General features: G+C 41.0%; 27 protein-coding genes and 1 rRNA gene. 15 read left to right on the top strand and 13 right to left on the bottom strand.

The genetic code is table 11. From position 1 onward, the window contains the following. The first annotated feature begins 638 nt into the window (after nucleotides 1-638). Together G0029_RS13150 and G0029_RS13155 are read left to right on the top strand one after the other, a co-directional pair. A complete protein-coding gene (locus G0029_RS13150) occupies nucleotides 639-1,556 on the top strand; it encodes a DMT family transporter (protein WP_180108102.1) in 918 nt (305 codons plus the stop codon). 123 nt (nucleotides 1,557-1,679) lie between these two features. After that, nucleotides 1,680-2,876 (top strand): MFS transporter, encoded by a 1,197-nt coding sequence (locus G0029_RS13155; RefSeq protein WP_180108103.1) that lies wholly within the window; start codon nucleotides 1,680-1,682, stop codon nucleotides 2,874-2,876. Nucleotides 2,877-2,931: 55 nt separating this feature from the next. Here the strand turns inward: G0029_RS13155 and G0029_RS13160 are convergent, their stop codons facing one another. The 3 genes from G0029_RS13160 to G0029_RS13170 form a co-directional block, all read right to left on the bottom strand. Continuing rightward, nucleotides 2,932-3,576 carry a HEPN domain-containing protein gene (locus tag G0029_RS13160; protein ID WP_180108104.1) on the bottom strand — a complete coding sequence of 215 codons (645 nt, stop codon included), beginning with the start codon at nucleotides 3,574-3,576 and terminating at the stop codon, nucleotides 2,932-2,934. Nucleotides 3,577-3,673: 97 nt separating this feature from the next. After that, the gene (locus G0029_RS13165; RefSeq protein WP_078194214.1) at nucleotides 3,674-4,084 is read right to left on the bottom strand and encodes a hypothetical protein; all 411 of its coding nucleotides are present in this window, start codon (nucleotides 4,082-4,084) and stop codon (nucleotides 3,674-3,676) included. Between the two features lie 187 nt (nucleotides 4,085-4,271). Beyond that, the gene (locus G0029_RS13170; RefSeq protein WP_180108105.1) at nucleotides 4,272-5,687 is read right to left on the bottom strand and encodes a methylenetetrahydrofolate reductase C-terminal domain-containing protein; all 1,416 of its coding nucleotides are present in this window, start codon (nucleotides 5,685-5,687) and stop codon (nucleotides 4,272-4,274) included. A gap of 284 nt (nucleotides 5,688-5,971) precedes the next feature. Between G0029_RS13170 and dusA the strand changes: the two genes are divergently transcribed. After that, nucleotides 5,972-7,003, top strand: coding sequence for a tRNA dihydrouridine(20/20a) synthase DusA (gene dusA / locus G0029_RS13175; protein ID WP_180109999.1), 1,032 nt, complete (start codon nucleotides 5,972-5,974; stop codon nucleotides 7,001-7,003). 119 nt (nucleotides 7,004-7,122) lie between these two features. On the opposite strand, the gene G0029_RS13180 is transcribed toward dusA, so the two are convergent. Further along, on the bottom strand, nucleotides 7,123-7,644 hold the full coding sequence (locus G0029_RS13180) for an Asp-tRNA(Asn)/Glu-tRNA(Gln) amidotransferase subunit GatC (protein WP_078191306.1): 522 nt from the start codon (nucleotides 7,642-7,644) through the stop codon (nucleotides 7,123-7,125). A gap of 389 nt (nucleotides 7,645-8,033) precedes the next feature. Beyond that, a complete protein-coding gene (gene coaBC, locus G0029_RS13185; protein ID WP_180108107.1) occupies nucleotides 8,034-9,305 on the bottom strand; it encodes a bifunctional phosphopantothenoylcysteine decarboxylase/phosphopantothenate--cysteine ligase CoaBC in 1,272 nt (423 codons plus the stop codon). Between the two features lie 112 nt (nucleotides 9,306-9,417). Here coaBC and radC point away from each other — a divergent pair, with 112 nt between their 5' ends. Beyond that, on the top strand, nucleotides 9,418-10,119 hold the full coding sequence (gene radC, locus G0029_RS13190) for a RadC family protein (protein ID WP_180108108.1): 702 nt from the start codon (nucleotides 9,418-9,420) through the stop codon (nucleotides 10,117-10,119). Nucleotides 10,120-10,194: 75 nt separating this feature from the next. Then, nucleotides 10,195-11,106 carry a bestrophin family protein gene (locus G0029_RS13195; RefSeq protein WP_078191309.1) on the top strand — a complete coding sequence of 304 codons (912 nt, stop codon included), beginning with the start codon at nucleotides 10,195-10,197 and terminating at the stop codon, nucleotides 11,104-11,106. A 95-nt stretch (nucleotides 11,107-11,201) separates the two neighbouring features. On the opposite strand, the gene G0029_RS13200 is transcribed toward G0029_RS13195, so the two are convergent. Next, nucleotides 11,202-12,053: a PHP domain-containing protein gene (locus tag G0029_RS13200; RefSeq protein ID WP_180108109.1), complete on the bottom strand. Its 852-nt coding sequence runs from the start codon at nucleotides 12,051-12,053 to the stop codon at nucleotides 11,202-11,204. A 44-nt stretch (nucleotides 12,054-12,097) separates the two neighbouring features. Here G0029_RS13200 and G0029_RS13205 point away from each other — a divergent pair, with 44 nt between their 5' ends. From G0029_RS13205 to mnmC, 4 genes are read left to right on the top strand one after another with little or no spacing between them, the layout of a single operon-like run. Then, a complete protein-coding gene (locus G0029_RS13205; protein ID WP_078191311.1) occupies nucleotides 12,098-12,709 on the top strand; it encodes an inner membrane-spanning protein YciB in 612 nt (203 codons plus the stop codon). Nucleotides 12,710-12,737: 28 nt separating this feature from the next. Beyond that, nucleotides 12,738-13,040, top strand: coding sequence for a YciI family protein (locus tag G0029_RS13210; protein WP_078191312.1), 303 nt, complete (start codon nucleotides 12,738-12,740; stop codon nucleotides 13,038-13,040). 5 nt (nucleotides 13,041-13,045) lie between these two features. After that, entirely contained in the window at nucleotides 13,046-13,561 is a 516-nt protein-coding gene (locus G0029_RS13215) for a hypothetical protein (protein WP_078191313.1), read from the top strand. A gap of 37 nt (nucleotides 13,562-13,598) precedes the next feature. After that, nucleotides 13,599-15,545 carry an FAD-dependent 5-carboxymethylaminomethyl-2-thiouridine(34) oxidoreductase MnmC gene (mnmC, locus tag G0029_RS13220; RefSeq protein ID WP_180110000.1) on the top strand — a complete coding sequence of 649 codons (1,947 nt, stop codon included), beginning with the start codon at nucleotides 13,599-13,601 and terminating at the stop codon, nucleotides 15,543-15,545. 44 nt (nucleotides 15,546-15,589) lie between these two features. Here mnmC and G0029_RS13225 read toward each other — a convergent pair whose 3' ends face one another. Further along, the gene (locus G0029_RS13225; RefSeq protein WP_078191315.1) at nucleotides 15,590-15,904 is read right to left on the bottom strand and encodes a rhodanese-like domain-containing protein; all 315 of its coding nucleotides are present in this window, start codon (nucleotides 15,902-15,904) and stop codon (nucleotides 15,590-15,592) included. Between the two features lie 92 nt (nucleotides 15,905-15,996). On the opposite strand from G0029_RS13225, the gene G0029_RS13230 reads away from it, so the two are divergent. From G0029_RS13230 to G0029_RS13240, 3 genes are all read left to right on the top strand, one after another. After that, nucleotides 15,997-16,485 carry a YajQ family cyclic di-GMP-binding protein gene (locus G0029_RS13230; protein WP_078191316.1) on the top strand — a complete coding sequence of 163 codons (489 nt, stop codon included), beginning with the start codon at nucleotides 15,997-15,999 and terminating at the stop codon, nucleotides 16,483-16,485. Nucleotides 16,486-16,512: 27 nt separating this feature from the next. Then, on the top strand, nucleotides 16,513-17,016 hold the full coding sequence (locus tag G0029_RS13235; RefSeq protein ID WP_180110001.1) for a DUF4442 domain-containing protein: 504 nt from the start codon (nucleotides 16,513-16,515) through the stop codon (nucleotides 17,014-17,016). A 132-nt stretch (nucleotides 17,017-17,148) separates the two neighbouring features. Then, the gene (locus G0029_RS13240; RefSeq protein WP_180110002.1) at nucleotides 17,149-17,649 is read left to right on the top strand and encodes an ester cyclase; all 501 of its coding nucleotides are present in this window, start codon (nucleotides 17,149-17,151) and stop codon (nucleotides 17,647-17,649) included. Between the two features lie 66 nt (nucleotides 17,650-17,715). Here the strand turns inward: G0029_RS13240 and G0029_RS13245 are convergent, their stop codons facing one another. From G0029_RS13245 to G0029_RS13255, 3 genes are read right to left on the bottom strand one after another with little or no spacing between them, the layout of a single operon-like run. Continuing rightward, nucleotides 17,716-18,135 (bottom strand): acyl-CoA thioesterase, encoded by a 420-nt coding sequence (locus G0029_RS13245; RefSeq protein WP_078191328.1) that lies wholly within the window; start codon nucleotides 18,133-18,135, stop codon nucleotides 17,716-17,718. Between the two features lie 21 nt (nucleotides 18,136-18,156). Continuing rightward, nucleotides 18,157-18,588 (bottom strand): thioredoxin TrxC, encoded by a 432-nt coding sequence (gene trxC, locus G0029_RS13250; RefSeq protein ID WP_078191319.1) that lies wholly within the window; start codon nucleotides 18,586-18,588, stop codon nucleotides 18,157-18,159. Next, nucleotides 18,589-19,485: an alpha/beta hydrolase gene (locus G0029_RS13255; protein ID WP_180108115.1), complete on the bottom strand. Its 897-nt coding sequence runs from the start codon at nucleotides 19,483-19,485 to the stop codon at nucleotides 18,589-18,591. 124 nt (nucleotides 19,486-19,609) lie between these two features. On the opposite strand from G0029_RS13255, the gene G0029_RS13260 reads away from it, so the two are divergent. Together G0029_RS13260 and G0029_RS13265 are read left to right on the top strand one after the other, a co-directional pair. Beyond that, nucleotides 19,610-19,945 (top strand): TIGR01244 family sulfur transferase, encoded by a 336-nt coding sequence (locus tag G0029_RS13260; protein WP_078191321.1) that lies wholly within the window; start codon nucleotides 19,610-19,612, stop codon nucleotides 19,943-19,945. Next, nucleotides 19,938-20,360: a beta-lactamase hydrolase domain-containing protein gene (locus tag G0029_RS13265; protein WP_180108116.1), complete on the top strand. Its 423-nt coding sequence runs from the start codon at nucleotides 19,938-19,940 to the stop codon at nucleotides 20,358-20,360. Before G0029_RS13260 ends, G0029_RS13265 begins: the two co-directional genes overlap by 8 nt. A 155-nt stretch (nucleotides 20,361-20,515) precedes the next feature. On the opposite strand, the gene G0029_RS13270 is transcribed toward G0029_RS13265, so the two are convergent. Next, nucleotides 20,516-22,732 (bottom strand): Ig-like domain-containing protein, encoded by a 2,217-nt coding sequence (locus G0029_RS13270; protein ID WP_180059456.1) that lies wholly within the window; start codon nucleotides 22,730-22,732, stop codon nucleotides 20,516-20,518. Nucleotides 22,733-22,873: 141 nt separating this feature from the next. Between G0029_RS13270 and G0029_RS13275 the strand changes: the two genes are divergently transcribed. Then, nucleotides 22,874-24,253, top strand: a complete 1,380-nt coding sequence (locus G0029_RS13275) for a dihydrolipoyl dehydrogenase (protein ID WP_180108118.1) — start codon at nucleotides 22,874-22,876, stop codon at nucleotides 24,251-24,253. Between the two features lie 12 nt (nucleotides 24,254-24,265). Here the strand turns inward: G0029_RS13275 and G0029_RS13280 are convergent, their stop codons facing one another. Beyond that, nucleotides 24,266-24,661 carry a hypothetical protein gene (locus G0029_RS13280; RefSeq protein ID WP_180108119.1) on the bottom strand — a complete coding sequence of 132 codons (396 nt, stop codon included), beginning with the start codon at nucleotides 24,659-24,661 and terminating at the stop codon, nucleotides 24,266-24,268. A 98-nt stretch (nucleotides 24,662-24,759) separates the two neighbouring features. Continuing rightward, a 5S ribosomal RNA gene (gene rrf / locus G0029_RS13285) occupies nucleotides 24,760-24,874 on the bottom strand. Nucleotides 24,875-25,019 lie beyond the last annotated feature (145 nt).

The raw sequence follows: 25,019 nt of genomic DNA on the forward strand, positions 1-25,019 counted from the left end.
TTGATCATTGTGACATTTTCATTCAACACAGAATGACCTGAACGTGTCGTGAAAAATCGACTTAAGTCAGGTAAAGCCACTCTTTCATGCAGACTGCATCAGCTCGTTGACTCATTTGACAGTTTTGACGTGCTGACCTACGTTGAAAACTGACTTTTTTCTGCCACAGTCTCGTCAAATCGGTCAGCTTGAATATCCGATGGATTTTTGCGCACGTTTCGGGTTTATTAAGATCTTGCCCTCTCCACCTGATGCTTCGCCTTAAGTCTTAGAATTGACTTTTTTAGTTAAAAAAATAATTTTTTGAATATTTAGCATCATGATATCGCTACTGACTTTCTATCCCTAAAAAACACTATTGCACCATTTGTGTGCAATTTTCACCTTAAATGTTTCAGCCTGATATATTTGACCTGCCGAGTCATGTTGAGATTTAAAAAATTTAAAAACAAATTGGTCATTTCTTCCGCTGTTTTTCATGTTTGATGTAGCAATCCCTTATGTATAAAGGAATAAGTACTATTCTTTTTTTGCATTTTTACTCACACGATGCATTTTTTATAATCAAAATGACAGTTCAAATTTATCGGAACAATGCTGTCGAATTCGTTCAGTCGTCATGAGGCACACCTTAACTTATGTCAAGAAACCTTAGTCCGCACATCATCGGTGCAATTTTTGCGCTGATTGCTGCCTTCTTGTTTAGTACCAAAGCGATTTTTATTAAGCAAGCCTATGCACTTTCTCCTCTTGTCGATGCTACAGTCCTCATGGCTTTACGCATGATGAGTGCATTGCCGTTTTTCTTGGTCATTGCATGGCTGAGTCGATGTTCCTATCAAACGATTCAACGAAAAGATTGGGTGCTCTTGCTCATTTCAGGATTAATCGGCTATTACTTTTCGAGCTGGCTCGACTTCCGTGGCTTGATGTATATCAGTGCTTCGCTTGAACGAATTATACTTTTCCTATATCCCACATTAACCGTGCTGGCTTCCGCTGTTTTATTCAAAAAGCCACTAAGTTTTAAAACCATTCTTGCCCTGATTTTAAGTTATGGCGGGACAGTTTTAGTGATGCTACAAGAACAAAATGCCACACCACATGATCAGTACTTTTGGCTCGGATGTAGTTTGGTTTTTGCCAGTGCCGTGCTATTTGCAATTTACTTATTACTCACGCCAGGCCTCATGCAAAAGTTTGGTTCTTTACACTTTACCGGTCTAGCCCTGAGCATTGCCTGCGTTGGGACGATTATTCATTTTCTATTTGCAACACCACAGCCTATCGCCTTGCTCCAACAACTCCCGAGACAAGTCTGGCTGTATGGTTTAGCGCTCGGACTATTGGTTACTGTGCTTCCAACCATTTTGATGATGCAAAGTATCGTCCGACTTGGGGCTGCACAATCGGCTATGATTGCCTCTATCGGGCCCATTTTAACGATTTTACTGGCTGTCGCGTTGTTGAATGAACATTTAAACCTATGGCAATGGGTCGGTTGCGGTCTGAATATGCTGGGTGTCTTGATGATCAGTCTCAGTAAGAAATCCTAAACCCCTACTTGTATACTATTCACAGAGAAACACTTTAAGACCTGTTTGATTTTCCTTATAGTGACCACAACAGCGTGGCAGCAAATTCTTTGTATACGCTTCCGCCCAATATCTGGACAATTTATGAAAGCCTCGATCGACATTAGCCATGATAAAACCCTGTTGTGGCTTATGGCTGCTGCATGTGGTTTATGTGCGGGTGCCAATTATTATTGCCAACCTTTAGTCGCTTCTATCCAACAGAGCTTTCAGATTCCACAATCAGAAGTGGCGTTAACCGTCACCTTTGCGCAAATTTCTTATGCTTTGGGTCTACTGTTTATTGTGCCGATTGGCGATATTGTTAATAAAGCCAAATTTATTCCTCTGCTCATGCTTGGTGCAACTGTCGGTTTAGCCCTCTGTGCTTTTTCGACCAATCTATACATGCTCTGGGCAGGAACCATTATCACCGGGCTATTTTCAGTGGCTGCTCAGGTCCTCATTCCTTTGGTCACGGTTGCGATTCGACCTGAAAAAATTGGGGCAGTTGTTGGCTTTTTAATGAGTGGGTTATTGGTCGGTATTCTGTTATCGACCAGTCTCTCTGGCTTATTGTCCTATCTGTTTCATTGGAAATCGATTTACATCCTCAGTGCTCTCTTGATGTTGGTATTAGCCGTCTTACTCAAAAAGCGTCTGCCTGTGGTCAGCATCACACGGATGCCCTACAGCCAAGTTTTCCAATCCATGGGCGCATTACTCAAACATGAACCGCGGTTAATTTTCCGTTCTCTGATTGGGGGCTGTGTCTTTGCCGCGATGAGTATGCTGTTTTCCACCATTGCCATGTTACTGACTGAGCCGCCTTTTCAGTTGGCCGATGTTTGGGTCGGTGTCGTGACTTTAGTTGGTGTGTTTGGTGCGCTATCGACACAGTGGATTGGTCGTTGGGCAGATTTAGGCTTTAACCGAAAATTAACCTGGCTCGGTTGCAGCATCTTAGCCCTCAGTTGGGGACTGCTATATTTGGGTGGATCATCTCTTGCTTTTTATATTTTGGGCTATGGTTTAATTAACCTCGGTTTGGCAATGGTGCATAGCTGTAATCAAAATATTATTTTCCAACTCAACCCGATTGCACGCTCTCGAATCAATTCAATTTATATGACTTTTTATTTTGTCGGTGGTGCATGTGGTTCAGCTTTGGGCGTATTTGCATGGCATCATGGCGGCTGGACCACCACCTGCATGACAGGGATTGCCTTAGTCATTGTTGCTGGATTTTTTGTCTTGATCGATCAACTCTATACTGCGCGTCAACTAAAATATCCACAATGAAATGTATGGATCATTACTCTAAAGCCACATTACTGTGACTTTAGTTTTTTTAAAATTAACTAACCTGCACTACGGGATAAAAGGGTTTGCCTAAATCCAAGGTTTCTGCATTTTCCAAAAGAATCACCATAAATACTGGTAAGAGTGCCAACAGTATTGTGCAGCCATCTTGAAGTTGTTTCCGATTGACCGAACTTTTATAGGTCGCGCCGCCATGAACCATTTGATTGCGTAGCGTATACATGCGATTGAACAGCACCATTAAAATATCAACGGAATCTTTTTCTTTAAGCGCGCGTAGTACTTTCTGTTTTTCATGCGCCAAGCCCTCTTTGCATACGTCATGGCTAATTTTTCGATTTTGATAATCCCAAAAACCTTGATAAACATAGGGATTATCCAAAAACAACCGTATCGGCTGGCTAAAACGCTCCCATAAAATATTATAGATTTTATGCTCTGCATCCTTTTGGCAAATCACATATAAAAACTGCCTTAAGCTTTGCTTGTCCTGAGCAATCTGTAAGTCTTGCGCATATATTGCGTTGAAGGACACCCACAAACTGATAAATTGCAAATCGAGGTCATCTTGAAGATCAATCGACTTTTTCAGCCAACTCAAACCTCGATGAATGCGTAAATTAAATTGGTCGGTATTTTCCGACTTTTTACTTTTGAATATTTCTTCAAGTAGCATCATGCCTGCTAAATTCCAATGGATAATTCGTTTATTTTTCTACCATTTGAACTTAGCGCAATTGTTTACCGGCATGCAATCAAAATATCTCTGTATTCAACTATTTGGTTTCATCTTGTGTGAGATAGGTATAACGTTCTAACAGATCATTTTCATCAAAAATCAATTCATAAGACATTTTCTTTCCATTAAAAACGGATTCGGCAGGTGTTCCTAAAAGTTCCCATAACCCCACGGTCGCCACATCTGCTGCACCATGCCAAAACGCACGTCCGACTTTACTGGCAGTCGAATAACCTTGGGTAAAAGTATAAATTTCATAGCGTTTGCCATTTTTATATTCAGAGGTGATCGGTGCGCCAAATTCAGCAATCACCAAGTTACGAGACAGCCCTTGTTGAATCATTTCGGTATTTTTCTTGTTTGGCTGCTTGCTTGCCATAACAACAGAACAGCCTGTTGTGCCTGACAATGTAAAAACTAAAGCTAATCCTAAGCAGGTTTGTTTCATCATGTGGTATTCCCCGAATTCTTCACATTTCTATTTTTAATTTTTGATTTTCATCTGCTGTTGATCTTAATTGTTTCTTTCATCTTTTTCATTTTTTTATACGACTATTCGTCTGATTTTTAGAATGATTAGCGCTTGAAAGATTCACATTTATGAAGGTTTCAGACTGAATAATGCTTTAAGTGAATTATTGTTCTGCTGGTGACGAACTTGGTGGAACAAACCAATTTTTCCAAGAGCTACTGTGCCGAGTTTCAATTGCAACGGTAGGGATGAGCTCTTGCTTCAGCATTTTTTCTTGACCGACGGCTTTCGCCAACCGCGCTTTGACCGAGTGTATACACTCACGGTCTTCAAACTCACAGCGGTCAAGGTTGGAACCACCACAGGGTCCATTGGCTAATCCTTTAGGACAGGTTTCAGGACAAATATATAAGGTTTCAGCTAAACGACATTGTCCGCAACTTTCACAGCCCACGATGCCATGTTTACTAATAAATTCTGTTTTCAGCAAGGCCGCATCAGCTTTCGGTTTTTGCCATAATTTGGCCGAAAAAATATAAGATCCCGCCCCTTTGGCCAGTTTTGAACTAAAAAATAACTCATGCATGACATGCATACTTTTATATTTCAAAACCTGTTCAACTGGAGCCTTATGGTTATTTGCGCCCGTCGGTTGGAAGTTCACCTCAACACTAGAGCGCCAAAGCATTTTCCATTTTGCTAAACATTGTTCAAACGTTAATGTGGCAAATTGCAGAATTGCTTTTTGCAACTTCTCTTGTTCTTCTGGTTTATGGCAAGCCGACAAATGAACCCCTGCATAGCCCAATTGCTGACACATTAAAATTTGTAAGGCACAGCGGTCATAGACATTTTGTTCAGCTTGTATGACATCAGTTTGCTGTTCTTGTTGCAAAAAATTTAATACATCTGCTGAAAGCACGATGCCTGCAACTTTTTGCTTGGCCATAAAACGGGCACGGGCAAATGTCAGCGGCATGACACAAGCCAATACAGGTATACGTGGATAATATTGCTGCATGTAGCGTTGGTAACTAATCAACACATCCATGTCAAAGCCCAACTGTGTAATCACATAGTCAGCGCCAGCTTGAATTTTTTTATTCAGTTTAAAATACTGCGCATCCTTTTCTGCTTCTGCATATTTAAAAGGATTAAACGCCACCCCTAAATAAAACCCGCCAAAGTTTTTGGCTGCCATGACTTGATTGACAGACTCTAAATAGCGGCTCCGCAGACTCGGATCATTTGCCCCATCATGATGCTGCTTGAGTTTATCACCACTGAGCAAAAGTAAATTCTCTACCCCGTGCTGCTGAGCATCTTTCAGAAAAGTTTGAAAATCTGAGATATCTCGACCTTTCCCCGAATAATGCAGAATTTTTTCAATGCTTTGAGGGTAGTCTTGCATTGCTTCTAAAGGAGCAATATCCGTGTCACTTTGTACTCGGTCAGCCAATGTCATGCACACAGGAAAGCCTGCAAATGTCGTTGGGACACAATGCGGTTTTTGCGTCGTTAGATATTCAAACGAGATACAAAACTGGCGTTGCAATAGATATTGGGAAAATAAAGACATAAAGGCAGGCAGTTAAATCTGCTGAGAAACCATACAATAAAGTTTATAAAATTATAGATTAATCACATAAAAATTTAAATTACTTAAGCAACACTTCCGACTCTTTCTAGCCTGACCTTGAATTCGTCACGCTAGCAAGACCATGTCCCAAACCACAATTTATGCTAATATTGCGCGCGTCTTGAAATGCGGTTTTTTTCATCGTATTTCGGACTGCTTTTGTAATTTTTTCACCATTTTCCATTTCGTTCTTCCATCTTGTTCTTTTAAGGCGTGTTTTTTTAATGACTGATCTCCAACCCATTGAAAATAAACTTCAACCACGAATCAGTGTTGCGCCAATGATGGATTGGACGACTCGTGACTATCGTTTCTTTGCACGCTTGTTTAACCCTAATGTGATTCTCTACACCGAGATGGTCACCACAGGTGCGATTTTATTTGGCGGTGCGAATCGTCATTTGAACTATAACAACGAAGAACACCCGATTGTGTTACAGCTAGGCGGTTCAAATCCTAAAGATTTAGCGACCTGTACCAAGATGGCACAGGACTGGGGCTATGATGAAGTAAACCTCAATGTCGGCTGTCCGAGTGACCGCGTTCAGAACAATAAAATTGGTGCATGCTTGATGGCAGAGCCTGATTTGGTGGCTGAATGTATTGCTGAAATGCGAAATGCTGTTGATATTCCAGTGACCGTGAAACACCGCATCGGGATTGATGACATGCAGTCTTATGAAGAAATGCTGCATTTTGTCGATACCGTGGCAAAGACTGGCTGTGACAATTTTATCGTGCATGCCCGTATTGCCCTGCTGCAAGGTTTGTCGCCAAAAGAAAACCGTGATGTGCCACCTTTACGTTATGAAGATGTTTATCGTCTGAAACAAGAACGTCCAAATTTATTGATCGAAATTAATGGCGGAGTGAAAACCTTTGCTGAAACACAACAACATTTACAACATGTTGATGGCGTGATGATTGGCCGTGAGGCTTATCACAACCCCTACTTATTGGCTGAGATCGGTCAGCTTTGGGATCTCGAATTACCTAACCGTTTCGATATTATCGATCAGATGCTGCCATATATTGCTAAACGCATGGAAGAAGGAGCACCTCTTTCTATCATTACCCGTCATATTTTAGGTTTATTCCAAAATCTACCAGGTGCTCGAAAATGGCGTCAGGCTTTAAGTGGTGGCAATGCCAAAACCTTTGCCGATGTGGAAAATGCCATCCAAAATATTAAGGATGCAATGCAACGTACAGAAGACTATTTACGTGATCATCCTAAAGTCGTTTTAGAAGATTAATCTTCTAAAAGTAAAAGCCCACTACTTTGCGGGCTTTTTTATTTGTCAAGCTTCACAAATTACGTGTTTAGCAACATCGTCACAACTCAGCTAAATCATCTAAACAGTCACATCATTGCTCAATGACTATTGACCGTAATGTTCCCTTTGGGAAAAGGTTCATCATCATAGCCAGTCCATTGATAATCGGATGGATCTTCTTCCTCACGCAAACCCACATAGCTCTCAGGCGCCGATGTAACAGGCTCAACCTCCTCGGTTGGCTGTTCCAATTCCTCAACCAAATGATTCAACTCTTGATCTAACTGCGCCTGATATTTTGCGATTTCAGCTTCGTCAATGAAGGCAAATTGTTCTTCATCTATTTTCCATGCATAACCTTGCAAATCTTTGTAAATATCGACCAAAACAGTATAAGGCTGACCATCGTATTGCAACGTCGCCTGAGCCTTAAAACTTAATCCCTTACGTTCTAATACTTTTATATTTTGAATCCGTAAATGGTACTGCCGATAATCTGGATTCTGATCAAACTCGTGCTGCATCTGCTGCTCAATCTGCCGAGATAATTCATCTGTCGAGACAAAATAACTACAACCAGCCAAACTTAACAGTAAAAAAATGGTGAGCCATCGAAACATATTGCATCCCCCATGATGCATTTATTCTTGATGAAAAAGTCAGACCGATCACAAATTCCGATCCAAACATTCCTCATTGTTTGCTTCATAATAGCTAATAAAACACACAGTACAAGCCAAATTATCAAGATTTCTCAATTTTATATTTAATTTTGATATCAATCACTTAAATTGCATTTTTGATGTTTTAAAACACTGACAGCCTTGGTCTTTTGCTGACATATTTTTGTTGAAAATGACCATTTTGGTAGTGGTTTCCTAGCCTTCAAATTTTCAACATGAAACTGAACCCATCGTAATTTATCCAATATAGAGCCTTAAACAAAACATCATAAAAGCGCCATAAAAAATCCCCGAACATTGCGGGGATTTTGAGGAATCAACTGAAATTATTCATCGTCCGTTTCAGGCTCATGATTTAGCGCATCATGTATGGCTTCCACCAATTGCTGTGCAATTTCTTGTTTTGACGCTTTCTCTAAATCACGCTTTTCCATTTGATATTGATCTGCGAAGAACACGGTCATGGCGTTTTCATCAGAAGCAAAACCAATATCTTTACGTGAGACATCATTGCAAGCGATCATATCGAGTTTTTTCGCCACAAGTTTGCCTGCGGCATACTCCTCGACATTGCGTGTCTCGGCAGCAAATCCAACCATAAATGGACGTTTTGACTGCTGCGCAATTGTTGCAACGATATCTGGGTTTTTAATTAATGCTACATTGAGTTCATCACCAGCTTTTTTGATTTTATGCTCTGCAACTTCTGCCACGCGATAATCGGCAACAGCTGCTGTTGCGATAAAAATATCACAGCCTTCATCTAACATTTGCAGACTGGTCTCTAACATTTTAATTGCAGACTGCACATTAATCCGTCGTACACCATTTGGTGTATCTAAACTTACGGGTCCTGCGATCAGCGTTACTTTAGCCCCAGCCGCATAACAAGCCGCTGCCAGTGCGAACCCCATTTTACCTGTGCTATGGTTGGAAATATAACGTACAGGATCTATCGACTCACGTGTAGGACCAGCTGTAATCGCCACATGTTTGCCGGCAAGCATGCCAAATTTTTCAGCAATGGCTCGCTGTGCTTGATGAAAATAGGCCGCCACTTGATCTGCCAAATCTTCTGGCTCAGGCATGCGTCCTAAGCCCACATCTCCACATGCTTGAGAACCGGCATCGGGCATTATCACATGTACGCCATCTTCAACCAGTGTATTTAAATTACGCTGTGTCGCTTTGGCTGCCCACATTTGCTGATTCATTGCTGGGGCAACCCAGACCGGCGCTTTTGTCGCAAGATAAAGTGTCGAAAGAAGATCATCTGCTAAACCCGCCGCAAATTTTGCCAGCATGTCGCAACTTGCAGGAGCAACCAATACCAAATCAGCCCAACGTGCCAATTCAATATGTCCCATGCCCGCTTCTGCTTCGGGATTGAGTAATTCGGTATGCACAGGGTTACCTGAAAGCGCCTGAAACGTTAGCGGGGTCACAAAGGCTTGCGCACCTTGAGTCATCACCACGCGCACATCAAATCCGGCATCTTTTAATCGACGGACAAGAATGGCACTTTTATAGGCTGCGATACCACCAGTGACACCTAAAAGAATATTTTTTGTGGGCATTACACTTAAATCAAAGCTCACGAACAGGCTACCTATCTGTTGCAGTGGCGCTCACAATAGCATTAAATATGCACTGACCCAACAATCTGCTGTGAAAAAGCCGATTGACTGATAATAAAAAAGTCTAAGAATAATGAATAATTCAATTAAAAATTGGCCTGAACAAGAGCGCCCACGTGAGCGCCTGATTCAACAAGGCGCACAAAGTTTATCCGATGCTGAGCTACTGGCTATTTTCCTACGCTCTGGTTCCCAGCAGCACTCTGCTGTCGAACTCGCACGACTCCTGATCCAACATTTTGGTCAGTTGCAAGCGCTAATGAATGCGTCATTTGAGGATTTGCGCCAGTTTCATGGCATCGGAAACAGTAAATATGCGCAGCTCATGGCGGTAAAAGAACTCGGTAAACGCTATGTGAGTCAACATTTTCAAAATGAAGCCTTAGAATTGCAACATTCTGAACAATTACAAAATTTTCTTCGCTTTGAATTTTTATCGGAACGTCAAGAAGTCTTTGGCGTGCTTTGTCTAGATGCGCATTTAAGAAAAATAAACTTTAAAAAACTTTTTTATGGCAACCTCAATACCTGTGAAATTTCCATCAATCAACTGCTGCGTTATGCCATTTCTGAACACGCCAGCAGTATCGTCATTGCACATAATCATCCTTTCGGTCGTGCTGAACCCTCTGCTGCCGATCTGGAATTGACTCGACTCATTCAGCAGGCTTGTCAGCTGGTGGAAATTCGACTGATCGATCATTGCATTATCTCAACAGAAGGGAGTTTTTCCTTTGCTGAACATGGCTTGCTCCAAGCACACTCATCTGCATGAAACAGTTATTGACAAGTGCTTGAGCAAACCCGAAGATCATCATAATTTTTTAAAACTAGAAATTATCATTCGAACATGATCGTCCGTGACCAACCGAGTATTTTTAAACTGCTATTTTCTTGGCGAGGAACGATTTTACCTAAGGTTTTACCGCCGCTCGGGATCGTTATGTTGCTGTCTGCCATTGTGGGCGGCTTATCCTATGTCGATATCTTCCATTTTACCGAATTTCCTTTGGTCGGCTTTACCCTAATCGGTGTTGTGCTGTCGATTTTCTTAGGCTTTAAAAACTCAGCCTGCTATGACCGTTGGTGGGAAGCTCGGCGTTTATGGGGCATTTTGATTGCCAACGCGCGACATTTTGACCGTGACTGCCGTTTACTCAGTCAAGGTCGTCGTGAACGTGTGATTCAACATGTGATCGTCTTTGCCAACGTTTTACGTGACCGACTCCGCCATCAAACCGCCAATCCCACTGAACTGGTTGAAACCAGCGGCATGAGTGCGAATGCCATCACCCAGTTATACCAACAGGCCAATGCACCGCAGTACACGTTGAGTTTGATTCAATGGGAGCTAATGCAAGCGCTCAAAGATGGTGAGATTTCAGATATTATTTATACCCAGATGAATCAGCATGTGATGGAACTCAGCACCGTACAAACCGGCTGTGACCGTATTGCCACCACGCCATTACCATTTGCTTATTCGGTCTTGCTGAATCGAACCGTTTATTTTTTCTGTTTTGTCTTACCCTTTAGCTTGGGTTCTACTTTAGGTCTTGCGACCCCCCTTTTGGTGGGGATTTTGGCCTATACCTTTTTAGGCTTAGATGCACTAAGTTCAGAGATTGAAGAGCCCTTCGGCACACAGAGTAATGACTTACCTTTGGACTCGATGGTGCGTACTATTGAAATTGAATTACTTGGGACTTTAGGAAAACCCACTCCACCACCGATTCAAGCCAAAGATCATAATTTACTGTAATTGATCACTGCGTATAAACCCTCGCTTACATAGCCTTTCCGTACATTTTTCATACATCAAAGATATGTAAGTGAGAGCAATCATCGCGTAAGGCTTTAAACAAAGCTCTCCCAGATTCCAACTTGCCCCTCTTTCACTCTAGGGATGTTGCCGAGTTTAATCCATGGCATATTGTCACCATGAAAATCACTCCCAACAGAAACTTTTAAGTTAAAGGCAGCAATCATACGATCCACCATTTGACGAGTCGATAATGGCTCAATTGCCGGTGGTAATTCCACTGCATCACCGCCCGCTTCAGCAAAGATTTCAATCAAATAACGAATATTGGTCGCAGATAAATCATAACGCGTTGGATGCGCCAACACTGCAAAGCCACCACTGGCATGAATCACCTCAATGGTCTCAACAAGACTTGGACCTTCAAATTTTACAAAAGCTTTTTTGCCTTCTTTAATATATTTATCAAAAGCTTGTTGTGGACGTGAAACTACCCCCTTTTCCACCAAAGTTTTGGCAATATGGGTACGTGTTACCCGATCTGGAATCTGGTCGACCTTGGCAATCACATCGCTATAAATATCTTGACCAATTAACGGTATCAGTAAGTCACAAATCTGCCGAGCACGTTCCGCTCGAATACGCTTTTGATCCATCAATAAGGCTTGTATGGGCGCAGGATTTTGCATATTTAAAGCGACGATATGCACACCATAACTTTTTTTGGTCGCAGGTCTCGACCACTGGCTAGAAATCTCCACACCAGAGATTAATTGCAGCTTTAATTCATGCGCAACCTGCTCTGCAGCCAACAATCCGTCCATCGTATCGTGATCAGTCAAAGCCAGCGTATGAATTCCAATAGCACTTGCGGCCTGCACCAGAGCCTCTGGTGACAAAGTACCATCAGAAATATTACTGTGTGTATGTAAATCTACGCCTTGCATCTCTATACTATGTCATTTATTTGATCAGATTTAGATACTCTAACATGAAAGCACTTTTAGACTTTGTGCCACTCATTATTTTCTTTTATTTATATAAAACTGTAGATCCAAAAGATACGCAGCACCCATTATTACAATTGATTGGTTCTGCTGGGGGTGTCGATAACAATAACATTCTTGTGGCAACATCAGGTCTCATCATTTCCATGCTTGTGGTTTATGGTGCATTGTTTGTCATGCAAAAATTCCGTCTAGATAAACAACAATGGATTGTGTTGTTCATGACCGTGATATTTGGTGGTATTACCCTGATGCTAAGCGATGATTTTTATATTCGTTTAAAAGCCGTTTTACTGAACTTAGTGTTTGCTGGGGCGTTTTTACTTTCTCCACTATTTAGTAAAGATAAGAAACCACTCATCGAACGTTTATTTGGTCCAGTCTTAAATTTAACCGCTGTCGGTTGGAAACGATTGAACTATGCATGGGCTGCAATGTTCGTGGTGATGTCATGTTTACACACCTTTTTCGCTTATTTGTTTGCAGACGGAAAATATTGGGGTGAATTCACTGCTTTTGGTGACATGATCGTGATGTTTTCCTTTATCATTATTCAGTTTATTGTATTGCGTAAATACTTTAAGACCTCAGAATAATCCATTTGGTCAAAAATCAGGAAAAGTCATGCCATTATTCGTCGTAAGCTGTACAGATAATGAAGGTACAGTGGAAAAGCGCCTTGCGGTTCGTCCTCAACATCTTGAACGTCTACAAAAACTTGATGATGAAGGTCGTCTGATTGTTGCAGGTGCGATGCCTAAAGATCCGGCAAACCCGCAAGCTGGTTTTTATGGCAGTACGATCATTGTCGATTTTGATAGTCGTGAAGCCCTAGACCAATGGTTGGCAGATGAACCTTTCCTCAAAGAAGGGGTTTATGGCCAAATTGATGTCAAACCATTTAACAAAGCATTTCCTAAAGGATAAGGTTCATGCGCGTCGTTGTTTCTAGTTTACTGGGCTTATCTTTAATTTGTTCAACTGCATGGGCTGAAGAACCGGCTCCTGCACCTGCTGTAGCCCCTGCTGCTCAAGCAACGACTGCAACACCTCCTCCCAATCCTGTGCCGCATACCATTCCTGCCAATAAACCGGGCATCATTAAAGTGGCGGCAACCGTCAATCCCAATGGTCAACCTCAAGATGCGAATCCATTGACCATTGAACAATTGGCAAAAAATAAAGCGCTACAAGATGCCAAAGTCAAAGCAATGGTCAAAGACCAATCTGTACGCTTACAACAGTTAGAAAAAGCTAACCTTGAAGCCTTGGCGCAAAACCAAGAATTACAACTTAAAAATGATAGCTTGGGCGTACAAGTACAAGTGCTACAAAGTGAACGTAGTGCGCAGATGTTTTTATATGGCGGGACCACACTCGGTGTTGGCGTGATTTTAGGTTTTTTATTGGCCAGTTACGTCTATACCAAACGTCGTCGTCAATGGTAATTCGTTTTTCTACTTCAATTTAAAGGTTGCTTGAGTTTTGTCAGGTGCAATTCAGACTGCCGATCTCGATTGGCAAATGATCGATGGCATTGATATACCAGTGTCTAGACAGTTTGGTGATGTGTATTTTTCGAAGGATAACGGCCTACTCGAAACACGTCATGTGTTTTTAAAAGGGAATGACCTCGATACTCGCCTTGCGGCACTGACTGATTTTGAATATTTCAGTGTCGGCGAAACAGGTTTTGGTACAGGCTTAAATATTTTGGCCTTGTGGCAATTATGGCAACAGGTTCGTCCAGATAATCACAGTCATCTGCATGCCATTTCTGTAGAAAAATTCCCTTTATCTAAAGCAGACCTCATTCGTGCATTAAATGCATGGCCTGAATTACAACCTTTGGCACAGCAACTGATTGCGCAATATCCTGAACCCATTGCGGGATGTCATCGACTCAATTTTCCAGAAGAACGTTTTTCAATTGATCTTTGGTTAGGCGATGCACACGACGTTTTTCCCGTCATGGCAAAAACTGCTACGGTCAATGCATGGTTCTTGGACGGTTTTGCACCTGCCTGTAATCCTGACATGTGGGAAGAAAACGTACTCAAAAATATCGTGCGTCTATCGGACATTGGGACGACCTTCGCCTCATTTAGTGTGGCCGGTGTACTCAAACGCGGCTTACGTGAACATGGCATTACTATTACACGACCACGTGGCTTTGCACATAAACGTGAAATGCTCAAAGCCTTTTGGCTCTCACCTGAAAGATCAGATGATCAATCCGAAGTTGCTAACCTTCCCACTTTAGACGAAAAAAAAAATTCTGAAATCACTGTAGGTCATAACCCTCGTCAAATCGCAATTATTGGCGCTGGCATCGCAGGTTTAAGCTGTGCTTGGGCATTTGCTCAACGCGGGCATCAAGTGCGTATTTACGAGAAATCAGCACCACTCAGCGGTGGGTCGGGCAATCCTCTTGCCCTGCTCAACCCTAAACTCTGTCCAATTGAACAAAGTGCTGAGCATCTGATGACCCTGAGTTGGTTATATGCGCTCAAGCATTATCAAAACTTCAAGGCATTTCGTCCCTTACAGATTCACCAGTCTATTTTAAAAAATAAAGTAGAGCACCTTGATTTAGCTCAAGCTTATCCTTCAGAGGTGTTAGCGGCTGAAGAAGGCACGCAAAATCAATTAGCCTCAACATATCCAACCTTGCTCTTAAAACAAGCAGGCGCAGTCAGTCCACATCAGCTTCGTGACCAAATCTTGGCGCATCCACACATTGAATTGTTACAAGCAGATATTCAACGCATTGAACAGCAACAAAATGGCGTTGCGCTATTTACAGTGGATCAGCAGCTTCCATCTGCCGAGCATGTCATTCTCTGTGCAGCACGTGAAAGTATGCAGCTACAAACAGATTATCCAGAGCTGCGTGCCATTCGTGGACAAGTCAGTTGGTTGAACAATCCCGCTCAACAGATGGATATGCATACCGCCTATAGTTATGGAGGCTATTGCATGCAACTGGATGCCGAACAGATGATTATGGGCGCGTCATTTTATCCCGGCCGTGATGACACCGACGTTCTCACAGAAGATCATGTGCATAACTATGAACTTATCCACAGTGTGTTCCCCGACTTTGCCAAAACCTTAGCACCGATTGAGCAATGGCAAGGACGTGCCGCAATTCGCGCACAGACAAAAGACTTTTTCCCTGTAATTGGTGCAGTCCATGAAGATCAGCAAATTTATAGCTGTAGTGGACTCGGTTCTAAAGGTTTCCTGTATGCCCCGCTCTGTAGTGAAATCATTGCCGCGCTGGTCTTAAAAGAAGCCTGCCCTATTCCAACACAGCTACTAGATAGGATTCATGCAGCACGTTTTATACGACGCGCTAAAGCGAAACAAAAAACCAAGAAGCCTTATTTTCAAGGTCAGATCCCGTCATCTCCACCTCAAGAAAAATAACTTGCAATAAAAAAGCGCCTTTCGGCGCTTTTTTTGATTCGATCTTATTTCCCTTGTTCCAAAGGAAGACCGGCATCACGAGCAGCACGCGTGCCGCCCATTAAGATTACATATTCACGTGAGCTGTCAAAACCCTCTAGTAACTCTGCTGCACGTGGAGCTTTACTTCCGCCACCACATAAAATGTAAATGGGTTGATCCGTTGACACCTGAGTCAGTGCATCTGATGACAATGCGGTGATCGGTTGGTTAACCGCACCTTTCACATGTGCCTCAGCATAAGCACTTGCATCGCGAACATCCCAGATAATCGAGTCTTCTGGGAACTCAAATGTTGTAATTTCTTGTTTACGGATCATTGCGCACTCCTTTTGATGTAAACAACACTTGGCAAATGAAGAAAACATCCCTAGCATCTCAGATATTCTTTCCCTTTGTAAAGGTCTAATCTATGCCTTCTTTTGATATTGTTTCCGAATTAGAAGTTTTTGAAGTAAATCATGCAGTTCAAAACACGCAAAAAGAAATTGCGACGCGTTTTGACTTCCGCGGTCATGACGTTTCAATTGAGTTAAATGAGAAAAATAAGGAAATCAAAATCTCAACAGAAAGCGATTTCCAATGTGAGCAAGTGTATACCATGCTCGAAAATCATTTCTTCAAACGTAAAGTCGACATTCAAGCGCTCGATCCACAAAAAATGACCGCTTCTGGTAAAAATGTCATTCAAGTGATCAAACTGAAAGACGGACTTGACTCTGATACTGCAAAAAAAATCAATAAAGCCATTAAAGAAAGCGGCATTAAAGTGCAATCTTCTATTCAAGGCGACAAAATTCGTGTGACTGACAAGAAACGTGACACTTTGCAACAAGTGATGGCGTTCTTAAAAGAGCAACAGTTTGGTGTGCCGCTTCAATTTAACAACTTTAAAGATTAAGGCAGTACAACTGCCATTGAGGTCAATATGGCACGTCCAAATCGTCTAAATAAACTGGTCAAAGCAAGCTCTAAATTACCCAAAGGTATTCAAAGTCGTTTGCTCAGTCGAGCTTTTGGTCGTGTCGTACCCATGGTTGGAACAGCTAAAATCCAGTATAAACATGTCAGCCCTGAGCGTGTTGAGGTGAGCATCGCCAATCATAAGGCGATGCAAAACCATATCGGGCAAGTACATGCCTGTGCCATGGCACTGATCGCAGAAACAGCCACAGGATTTGTCACAGCAATGAACGTCCCTGATAGCGCCATTGTTCTGATTAAAAGTCTGAAAGTTGATTTTAAACGTCCAACCCAAGGTGGGATGACAGCCATCGCAACGCTTACACCCGAACAGCAACGACAAATGCAAAGTACAGAAAAAGGTGAAACCTTAGTACAGGTCTTAGTCACCGATGAATCTGGTGAAGCACCGATTCAATGTGAAATGCTTTGGGCGTGGGTGGCAAAATCCGCTCTGAAAAATAAATAAATGTAAATAAAACTTACTTTTAGGTAAGTATAAGGTTTACCAAATTTCAGCAAAATCAAGACTGTTTTTTACTATTTATACGCCGTAATTCCGCTCAATATGCTTGCACGACACAAATATATTGAGCACTTTATGAAAAAAATCATTCCCCTCTCACTCATCAGCCTGGCGGTGTTTTTAACTGCATGTCAAAGTACTATTCCTGCAACGCCAACAACTCCAAATCAAACGGCTGAAAGCAATATTCAAACCAGCCAAGCAGCGGAAAATAAGAAAATCGTTATTGATTTTTATGAAGGTGTCTTTCTTAAACATCAGGTTAACACATATGCTGACCGATATATTGGCAATCAATATATTCAACATAATCCGCATGTTCCTGATGGCAAAGCGCCTTTTGTTGATTATTTTACCGAGTATTTTAAACAAAATCCTGATGCAAAAAACCAGATCAAACGTGCCGCTGCCGAAGGTGATTTGGTCTATTTACATGTGCACTCTACGCAGAATAATCAAGACCGTGGAGAAGCCATTATTGATATCTTCCGTGTTGAAAATGGCAAGATCGTCGAACATTGGGATGTGCAACAAAGCATTCCTGAAACCAGTGCCAACTCAAACACGATGTTCTAATTTCTCAGTCACTATTCATAAAAAAGCCACTCGATTGAGCGGCTTTTTTTTTGCGTCTAACTTTAATTAAGCTTGATCTGCAGCAAATTTAGCTTTTGCATCCGCAGGAATTTGACGCTTAGCACCTTTCACATCCACAGCGACAAATGTAAACACACCTTCGGTTACGCGAATTGGATCACGTGAACTGTCGTGACTATCCCAAACTTCAATCTGCATTTGGATAGAGGTATTACCCACTTTTAAAATTTTGGTATATACACTGATGACATCCCCGACTTTCACTGGAACGAGGAAGGTCATTTGGTTAATTGAAATCGTTGCACAGCGTCCTTGACTGAAACGCTCTGCGTGAATTGCACCGGCCAAGTCCATTTGTGACACGATCCAACCACCGAAAACATCACCACTCCAGTTGGTGTCTGCAGGCATCGCGATGGTTTGTAGGGAAAGCGTTCCTTCAGGTTTTACATGAGTTTCTGACACTTTAGCTCCTGGCGCTGACATTTATTGAGGTAAATTTAACTGCTGGTTGAGCCATTGTTGCAACTCACCAGCACGCATTGCACCGCTTATTCTAGCAATTTCGTTGGTTTTATTCATCAAAACCAGTGTAGGAATACTACGAACATTAAATGCACCGCTCAATCGAGGGTTTGCTTCGGTATCAATTTTGGCAAAAACCACCTTCGGATTTGATTTTGCAACTTGTGCAAAGTGTGGCGCCATCATCTTACATGGTCCACACCACTCAGCCCATAAATCAATCAGCACAGGTAAATCACTATTGCTAATAAAATTTGCAAAGTTCTTTTCATTCAACTCGATGGGAGCCAATGGAATCAATGCTTGATGACATTGACCACATGCAGGTCCAACTTCGAGTTTTTCTTCAGGTACACGGTTTTTTGCACCACATTCAGGACACACAACGATCATTTAGCTGACTCCAACATGTTGATGTAAAAATTCTAATTGGGTTGCCATGGCTTTTTCAAACCATTGCCCATGATAAATATCAAAATGTTGCATTTCCCACTCATAATATTGCACATATGGTGCAATATTTGTCGCAGTTTCTCGGCTTGATTCGATGGGAATCAAACTATCTTCTTTGGCTGCAATAAAAAGTACTGGTATGCTAATTTTCCGGACATCCAAAATTGGACGATAACGGATTAACTTAAAAAAGGCCCGAGCCGGAATTTCGCCACTCCAATAAAAATCAGGATTTACAATCGATAAGTAGCCCGCATAACTATCTTCAGACTGTAAAAAACACAATCGATGTGGATCGACTACAGGCAAAGTCGTTGGACTCATCCCAACTTTAGACCCCATATAGTCCTGACTCGATAATTTTAACGCTTTGGGTAATTGCTGTAGGGGATACAATTTTGCACTTTCAGCGCCGTCGACAAATGGTACTTGTACCATTACCGCTTTAATATTTTTAAGCTCTGTCGCCAAACTAAGTACATAGCCACCACTCAGCGATGTTCCCCATAATACAATGCGTCTCGAATCAATCGATTTACGCTGCTGTAAATGATCGATCATGGTCCGCCAATCTTCAAGTTGAGCTTTAAGGTTCACTAATTCTCTCGGACGCCCCGTGCTACCACCCCAATAGCGATAATCAAACAATACGACAGCATAGCCCGCTTGTACAAAGCGCTTGGCATATTGCACTAATTTAAATTGGCGTAATGCGGCCAAACCATGCGCCATCAGAATGACTGCAGGTTTTTCAACAGATTTTGGACGATAAAAGTCAGCAGCTATAACATCTTGTCCGCTTTTGACATACAGTGGTTCGACTGTATAGGCGTGCATACGCGCTCCATTGCGTTATTTTATGGTTGTAATCGCTTATAAAAATTTAAGAACATTCTGCTCAAGTTTGTGCTTAATGCTATCATAAAGCATAAATCTATGAATTAAATTATGGAGTGACTCAATGAGCGAAAATGTTGGTTTTGCAGGTCAAATCGGCCCAGAACATGTAGCGCAAGTGGTTGAAAAAGGCTTTAAATCGATTATCAATAACCGCCCTGACATGGAAGGTGGTCCTGAGCAACCAACCAGTGCTCAAATTGAAGAAGCAGCACGTAGCGCTGGTTTAGACTATGTTCATCAACCGGTTGTTGCCGGTCAAATTTCTGAGCTAGATGTCCGTAACTTTGCTAATCATTTTAATGAATTGCCAAAGCCAGTACTCATGTTCTGTCGTACAGGTAACCGTTCAAACAACCTGTATCAACTAGCAAAACAGATGGATCTTTTGGATGACTAAGGCTTTCATTCAAAAAGCTTTATTGATCGCGACTTGCGTCTTTTCAGCACCTACATATGCAGATAATAACAGTCAGCCCTTAAATGCAAATTTAAGTGTCTCTGGACAAATGACCACAGATAAGTTTTCAAGTTTACTCAAACAACTTAAATTTAAATCTGTAATTGTTAATCGACCAGATAATGAGGCGGGCAATGAAGTGACTGTTTTACAGTTACGAGGAATTGCAGAAAAGTCTCATGTGAGTGTTGTGTATCAACCTGTGCAAAGCGGTAAAATTTCTCAAACAGACGTGAAAGAATTTGCCAAATATTATAATGAGCTTCCTAAACCCATTTTGATGATTTGTCGCAGCGGCTCTCGTTCGACAGCTCTTTTCAATCAAGCTAAAGCTCAAGGTTTGCTTAATGAATAAATTTGTGTTCATCCTTTTATTTACAACGTTGTTGCTAACAGGGTGTAATTCTATGGATGTACGTCCAACCGTTGGTGTAAGTGTCGGGACTACACTTTAAATTCTCAGTCCCTAAAATAAAAAACAGCGCCGAAGCGCTGTTTTTTATTTTTATATTATTTAATATTTAACCAAGATGTTACGCTCTTACCGCCTGGAACACTTGAAATGATTTTTACATCATCTCCTGCTGTACAGCCTTTCAAGCGAACTGTGTAATTCACTAGGTCATTTCCATTATTTGCGAATGTACTTGGTGTTAATAAAGCCATAGTATTCGGAACGGTTAAATTTCCACTTCTAATTTCAGCTTCACAAGATAAATTTTTATAAGCGATTTCAGGAGTGCCCGTCACAGTTGATGCAATCCCCCCCTTACTCCCCATTCCAGTTGAATCAATTATTACAGCATAATCAATATTATCAATGGTTACAATTAGAGTAGTATTTGGTTCTGCCCCTGAAACTTTCAAGATTTGTTTAGTTGAGTCTGTAGCATCTAATTGAAGTTTAGCTTTAGGTTGAAAATCACTATTATCTTTCACTGCTACAGAAATAGTTGTACCTGATGGCATCGGCACTGTTTTTTGCGAGTTGCCAAACACTTGGAAGCTAAAATTGCCTGAACCACTTGTAATGAACCCATTACTATCAAATCCTGTATTCCAAACAAATGTTGGTGTGTCGTGTGCAAAAGAGAATACCAATTGTTGGCGGAGTACTGCACTTAGACCACTGTCGCAAGTATTTGGGATATTCGGTTGTGCAAAGCTAGAAATCGCGCATTGTAATGCACCAGCGGCTTTTTGATAAATGAATTCACCTACACTATGTAGATTATCTTCGTTATCATCCTTAAAGAAATCGCCAATATTATCAGTTAAGGTATCCGTGCCTGCTGTATATAAATTGTCGCCATTATTATCTATATAACTCTTGTCACCTTCAACATAGGCTAAAACAGTCACACGGTTATCTAAAGGTCTTGGGCTCTGAGTCGTTAAAGTCACAGAGCAAACACCTTTATCATCCGTCATACAGTTTGAATCAACTTTACCGCCTTCGCTGACAAAACTGATGACTGTATCTTTCGGTACAGGGTTACCTGTACGGTCACGCATACGGGCAACGATCGTTGCAACATCCCCATCAATATCTGTACGTAAAGACTGTTTAGAAACAGATAGACTGACACCATTTTGTGTAACGCGTCCAGAAGAAACCTTCACGCCTTTAGAAATTGCTGATACAGTTGGAGATGCGACCAATGTTGCTTTAATCTCTACAGGGCCTGGAATATTACCTGGATATAAATTAACAACAATTTTACCTTTAGAATCACTTTTTAATATTTGGGTAGCGCGGTTATTCAATGTCACAAAATTAAGATCATTTGGCGCTTTTTCCAAAGAGACCTCTACGTCTTTATCTTTTGCAGGAACACCATTGGCATAAAGCGTAAACTCAATAGAGTTAGATGCTGCAGATCCACTGCTCTTTATACCTAAATTAACATCAGCGGCAGTTGTATAAACTAGAGAATCTGCTGCTACCGCTGCAATATTAAGTGTTGTTGTAACAGTGGCTGAGCTGCTTGGCGAAGATGCTGTAACAACAACAGGGCCTTCACATAAATCACCATTCGAAGCAATGGCTTTATATGAAGTAATAACATTGCCTTGATTTGATGAAATTACAGATGCAGGATCGAATGTTCCACAACTTGCAGTAAAGTTCACCGTTACATTGTTTTGCGCTTGAGAATTTTGATTTAAAGTTTTTAAAGTAATATTTGTAGAAGCGCCAGATGAAAGACCAGCAGCTGCAGCAGATATATTTGATAAGACAACATTTAGTGACTGTAAACTAAAGACTGCATCTTTTGCTGTAACGGTATTACCATCATATTCAGCACTTGCTGAAATTTTGTAGGCACCTGTACTGCTCAAATTTTCAGGTGTTACTGAAATAGTTGCTTCACCGTTTGCATTAGTCACAACTGCAGCATTAGAGCTGCCAAAAGTGACTCCACCAGTTGAAGTAAATGTAACGATTGCTCCACTAACACCATTTCCAGACTGATCTGTCACTTTTACAGTAGCTGTTACACCCTCTGCAGTAATAACCGTAGTCGAATTACCATTCAAATCTTTCAGCTGAATTGCGCTAGCATTCAGCGATTTGACTTCTTCACCAGTATTGGGATTTGTTGAAGAACCACCAGAATTTGCCCCTTCATTAAAATAACCATCACTACCACCACCACCGCAACTTGCCAACAATACGGCTAAAGCTACAGCTGACAGTTTCATAGTCACTTGTTTTTTTTGCATGGAATTCCCCCAAAACCCTCAATATATATAGAGTTGTTATAAATATTTATTGGTTGCTATGTAACCATAATTATAGCTTTATGTAAACACAAGGAATACAAATGTTTGATATGTTAAATTTGAAGAATGAAGGAGAATTTTATGTACGACATCATCATTATCGGTGCAGGAACAGCAGGCATTTCAGCCTATAAAGAAGCAATTAAAAAAACACAAAATATTCTTATCATTAATGATGGTCCCTGGGACACTACCTGTGCACGCGTCGGTTGTATGCCAAGTAAAATACTTATTTCTACTGCAAACCGGATATACGATATACAACACGCCGAAAATTTAGGACTAGATGTCAAAAGTGAAATTGACACCTCTAGAGTCATGCACCATGTTCAAACTTTACGTGATCGTTTTACAAGAGCCACGTTAAAAGATGTTGAAAGTTGGCCAAGCCAACATAAAATTTCTGGAAAAGCTGAATTTATTGATTCCAATACCATTCAAGTAAATAACCAAACATTTAAAGCCAAATCATTTATCCTTGCAGTAGGTACAACTCCTGCTATAGATACAGAACAAAAACAAATTTTAGGCGATAAATTAATTACATCAGATCAGATATTCGAATTAGAACAACTCCCAAAATCTGTTGCAGTTATTGGAAGTGGCGTCATCGCTTTGGAATTAGCACAGGCTTTAACACGCCTCAATGTAAACACCACCGTTTTTGCACGTAGTAGAAAAATTGGCTCCCTGAGTAGCCCCATATTACAAAAGCTCGCACAGGAAGAGTTAAGTAAAGAATTAAAGCTAAAGTTTGAAATTTTACCTGAACATTACTCTCTTGAAGGCAATCTAGTTCATTTAACCTATACTGAAGAAAACGTACAAAAGTCGCTACAAGTTGACTATGTTTTAGCTGCAACTGGCAGACGTACATTATTAAATACCTTAGGTTTAGAACGTATAAGTGCAGAATTTAAAGATATTAAAAATTTACCGATCAATCCGCATACAAAGCAACTAGCTGATTATCCTATTTTTATTGTCGGTGATGCACATACCAATACCCCTATCCAACACGAAGCAGCTCATGAAGGTAAATTTACAGTACAAAACTGTTTAAACTTTCCACAAATTAAATCCATCAAGACGCTAACCCCTTTAGGCATCTTATTTTCTACACCACAAATGGCAACTATTGGTCAAAGCTATAAGCAACTACAAGATAAAAACACAGAATTTGTCATTGGTTTTGTTTCTTATGAAAAACAAGGTCGTGCGATTGTTGCTGCTAAAAACAAAGGGGCTGCTGAAGTATATGTGGATACAATTAACCATACACTATTAGGAGCTGAGCTATTCTGTGCAGAAGCTGAACATTTAGCACATTTGCTAGCTTGGATGATTTCAGAAGAACTAAGCATACATGAAATTTTGGATAAACCTTTCTATCATCCAACTTTAGAAGAAGGGTTAAGAACAGCACTGAAACATGCAAGACGACAGCTCAATCAAGCTTAGTCTATAAATGTCTCAGGGAGTATAGTAACCACTCATATTCCCTGCAGAAAACCCTGCGATAAAAGCATATTCGATATAAAATTGAGTCAGATTCAATCCATATAAAACCATACAAACCACTAAAAAGACCACCAATGCTGACATCACACGCGCAGCTTTATGTTCTGCCTGATTATATTTTGATGTTTGAATTACCACATTTTTCAATTTATTTCGATTGATATAAAACTGCTTAAAAATAGGCAATCGAATAATCAAAATATGCATCAGCACAATACCTATAAACCAATGCAAACCTGCAACCCAATAATTAAATAACAAATGCTGTGGATACATGACCACACCGATCAGAATCAGCGATAAGACTAAATTTAACAGTAAGTAGTTCGGATAAAATTTTCTGTACATCAAGAGTTTATAATTATTTTATGAATGATTTCAGACTATATCTTTTCCCCGCATAAAAAAACACCCCCTGCACTAGTCAGGGGGTGTTTCGAATAATGAGCTGGCGATGACTTACTCTCACATGGGTAACCCCACACTACCATCAGCGCTAAGAGGTTTCACTTCTGAGTTCGGGAAGGGATCAGGTGGTTCACTCTTGCTATTGTCGCCAGCACAACTGTTATGGATACTCGCTTAGTCTAATCTCAGAGCAGTGCTCTTCGTGCTAAGTTTTCTACCAAATGAGTTATTAACAGAAGTACTTGAGTTAATTTAAGGTGTTCATTTTATCTAGCTTTTCAACTAAATCAAGTCTGAT

Origin of the sequence: Acinetobacter sp. YH12138, assembly GCF_015218525.1 — a bacterium.
Lineage (GTDB): Bacteria > Pseudomonadota > Gammaproteobacteria > Pseudomonadales > Moraxellaceae > Acinetobacter > Acinetobacter amyesii.

Coding starts and splice junctions, on each gene's coding strand:
- G0029_RS13205 (WP_078191311.1), top strand. CDS start 12,098: ATGAAAGCACTTTTAGACTTTGTGCCACTCATTATTTTCTTTTATTTA.
- G0029_RS13260 (WP_078191321.1), top strand. CDS start 19,610: ATGAGCGAAAATGTTGGTTTTGCAGGTCAAATCGGCCCAGAACATGTA.
- G0029_RS13255 (WP_180108115.1), bottom strand. CDS start 19,485: ATGCACGCCTATACAGTCGAACCACTGTATGTCAAAAGCGGACAAGAT.
- G0029_RS13180 (WP_078191306.1), bottom strand. CDS start 7,644: ATGTTTCGATGGCTCACCATTTTTTTACTGTTAAGTTTGGCTGGTTGT.
- G0029_RS13155 (WP_180108103.1), top strand. CDS start 1,680: ATGAAAGCCTCGATCGACATTAGCCATGATAAAACCCTGTTGTGGCTT.
- G0029_RS13150 (WP_180108102.1), top strand. CDS start 639: ATGTCAAGAAACCTTAGTCCGCACATCATCGGTGCAATTTTTGCGCTG.
- G0029_RS13165 (WP_078194214.1), bottom strand. CDS start 4,084: ATGAAACAAACCTGCTTAGGATTAGCTTTAGTTTTTACATTGTCAGGC.
- radC (WP_180108108.1), top strand. CDS start 9,418: ATGAATAATTCAATTAAAAATTGGCCTGAACAAGAGCGCCCACGTGAG.
- G0029_RS13210 (WP_078191312.1), top strand. CDS start 12,738: ATGCCATTATTCGTCGTAAGCTGTACAGATAATGAAGGTACAGTGGAA.
- G0029_RS13270 (WP_180059456.1), bottom strand. CDS start 22,732: ATGCAAAAAAAACAAGTGACTATGAAACTGTCAGCTGTAGCTTTAGCC.
- G0029_RS13280 (WP_180108119.1), bottom strand. CDS start 24,661: ATGTACAGAAAATTTTATCCGAACTACTTACTGTTAAATTTAGTCTTA.
- G0029_RS13215 (WP_078191313.1), top strand. CDS start 13,046: ATGCGCGTCGTTGTTTCTAGTTTACTGGGCTTATCTTTAATTTGTTCA.
- dusA (WP_180109999.1), top strand. CDS start 5,972: ATGACTGATCTCCAACCCATTGAAAATAAACTTCAACCACGAATCAGT.
- G0029_RS13170 (WP_180108105.1), bottom strand. CDS start 5,687: ATGTCTTTATTTTCCCAATATCTATTGCAACGCCAGTTTTGTATCTCG.
- G0029_RS13160 (WP_180108104.1), bottom strand. CDS start 3,576: ATGATGCTACTTGAAGAAATATTCAAAAGTAAAAAGTCGGAAAATACC.
- G0029_RS13275 (WP_180108118.1), top strand. CDS start 22,874: ATGTACGACATCATCATTATCGGTGCAGGAACAGCAGGCATTTCAGCC.
- G0029_RS13235 (WP_180110001.1), top strand. CDS start 16,513: ATGGCACGTCCAAATCGTCTAAATAAACTGGTCAAAGCAAGCTCTAAA.
- G0029_RS13195 (WP_078191309.1), top strand. CDS start 10,195: ATGATCGTCCGTGACCAACCGAGTATTTTTAAACTGCTATTTTCTTGG.
- G0029_RS13240 (WP_180110002.1), top strand. CDS start 17,149: ATGAAAAAAATCATTCCCCTCTCACTCATCAGCCTGGCGGTGTTTTTA.
- G0029_RS13265 (WP_180108116.1), top strand. CDS start 19,938: ATGACTAAGGCTTTCATTCAAAAAGCTTTATTGATCGCGACTTGCGTC.
- G0029_RS13230 (WP_078191316.1), top strand. CDS start 15,997: ATGCCTTCTTTTGATATTGTTTCCGAATTAGAAGTTTTTGAAGTAAAT.
- G0029_RS13200 (WP_180108109.1), bottom strand. CDS start 12,053: ATGCAAGGCGTAGATTTACATACACACAGTAATATTTCTGATGGTACT.
- trxC (WP_078191319.1), bottom strand. CDS start 18,588: ATGATCGTTGTGTGTCCTGAATGTGGTGCAAAAAACCGTGTACCTGAA.
- G0029_RS13225 (WP_078191315.1), bottom strand. CDS start 15,904: ATGATCCGTAAACAAGAAATTACAACATTTGAGTTCCCAGAAGACTCG.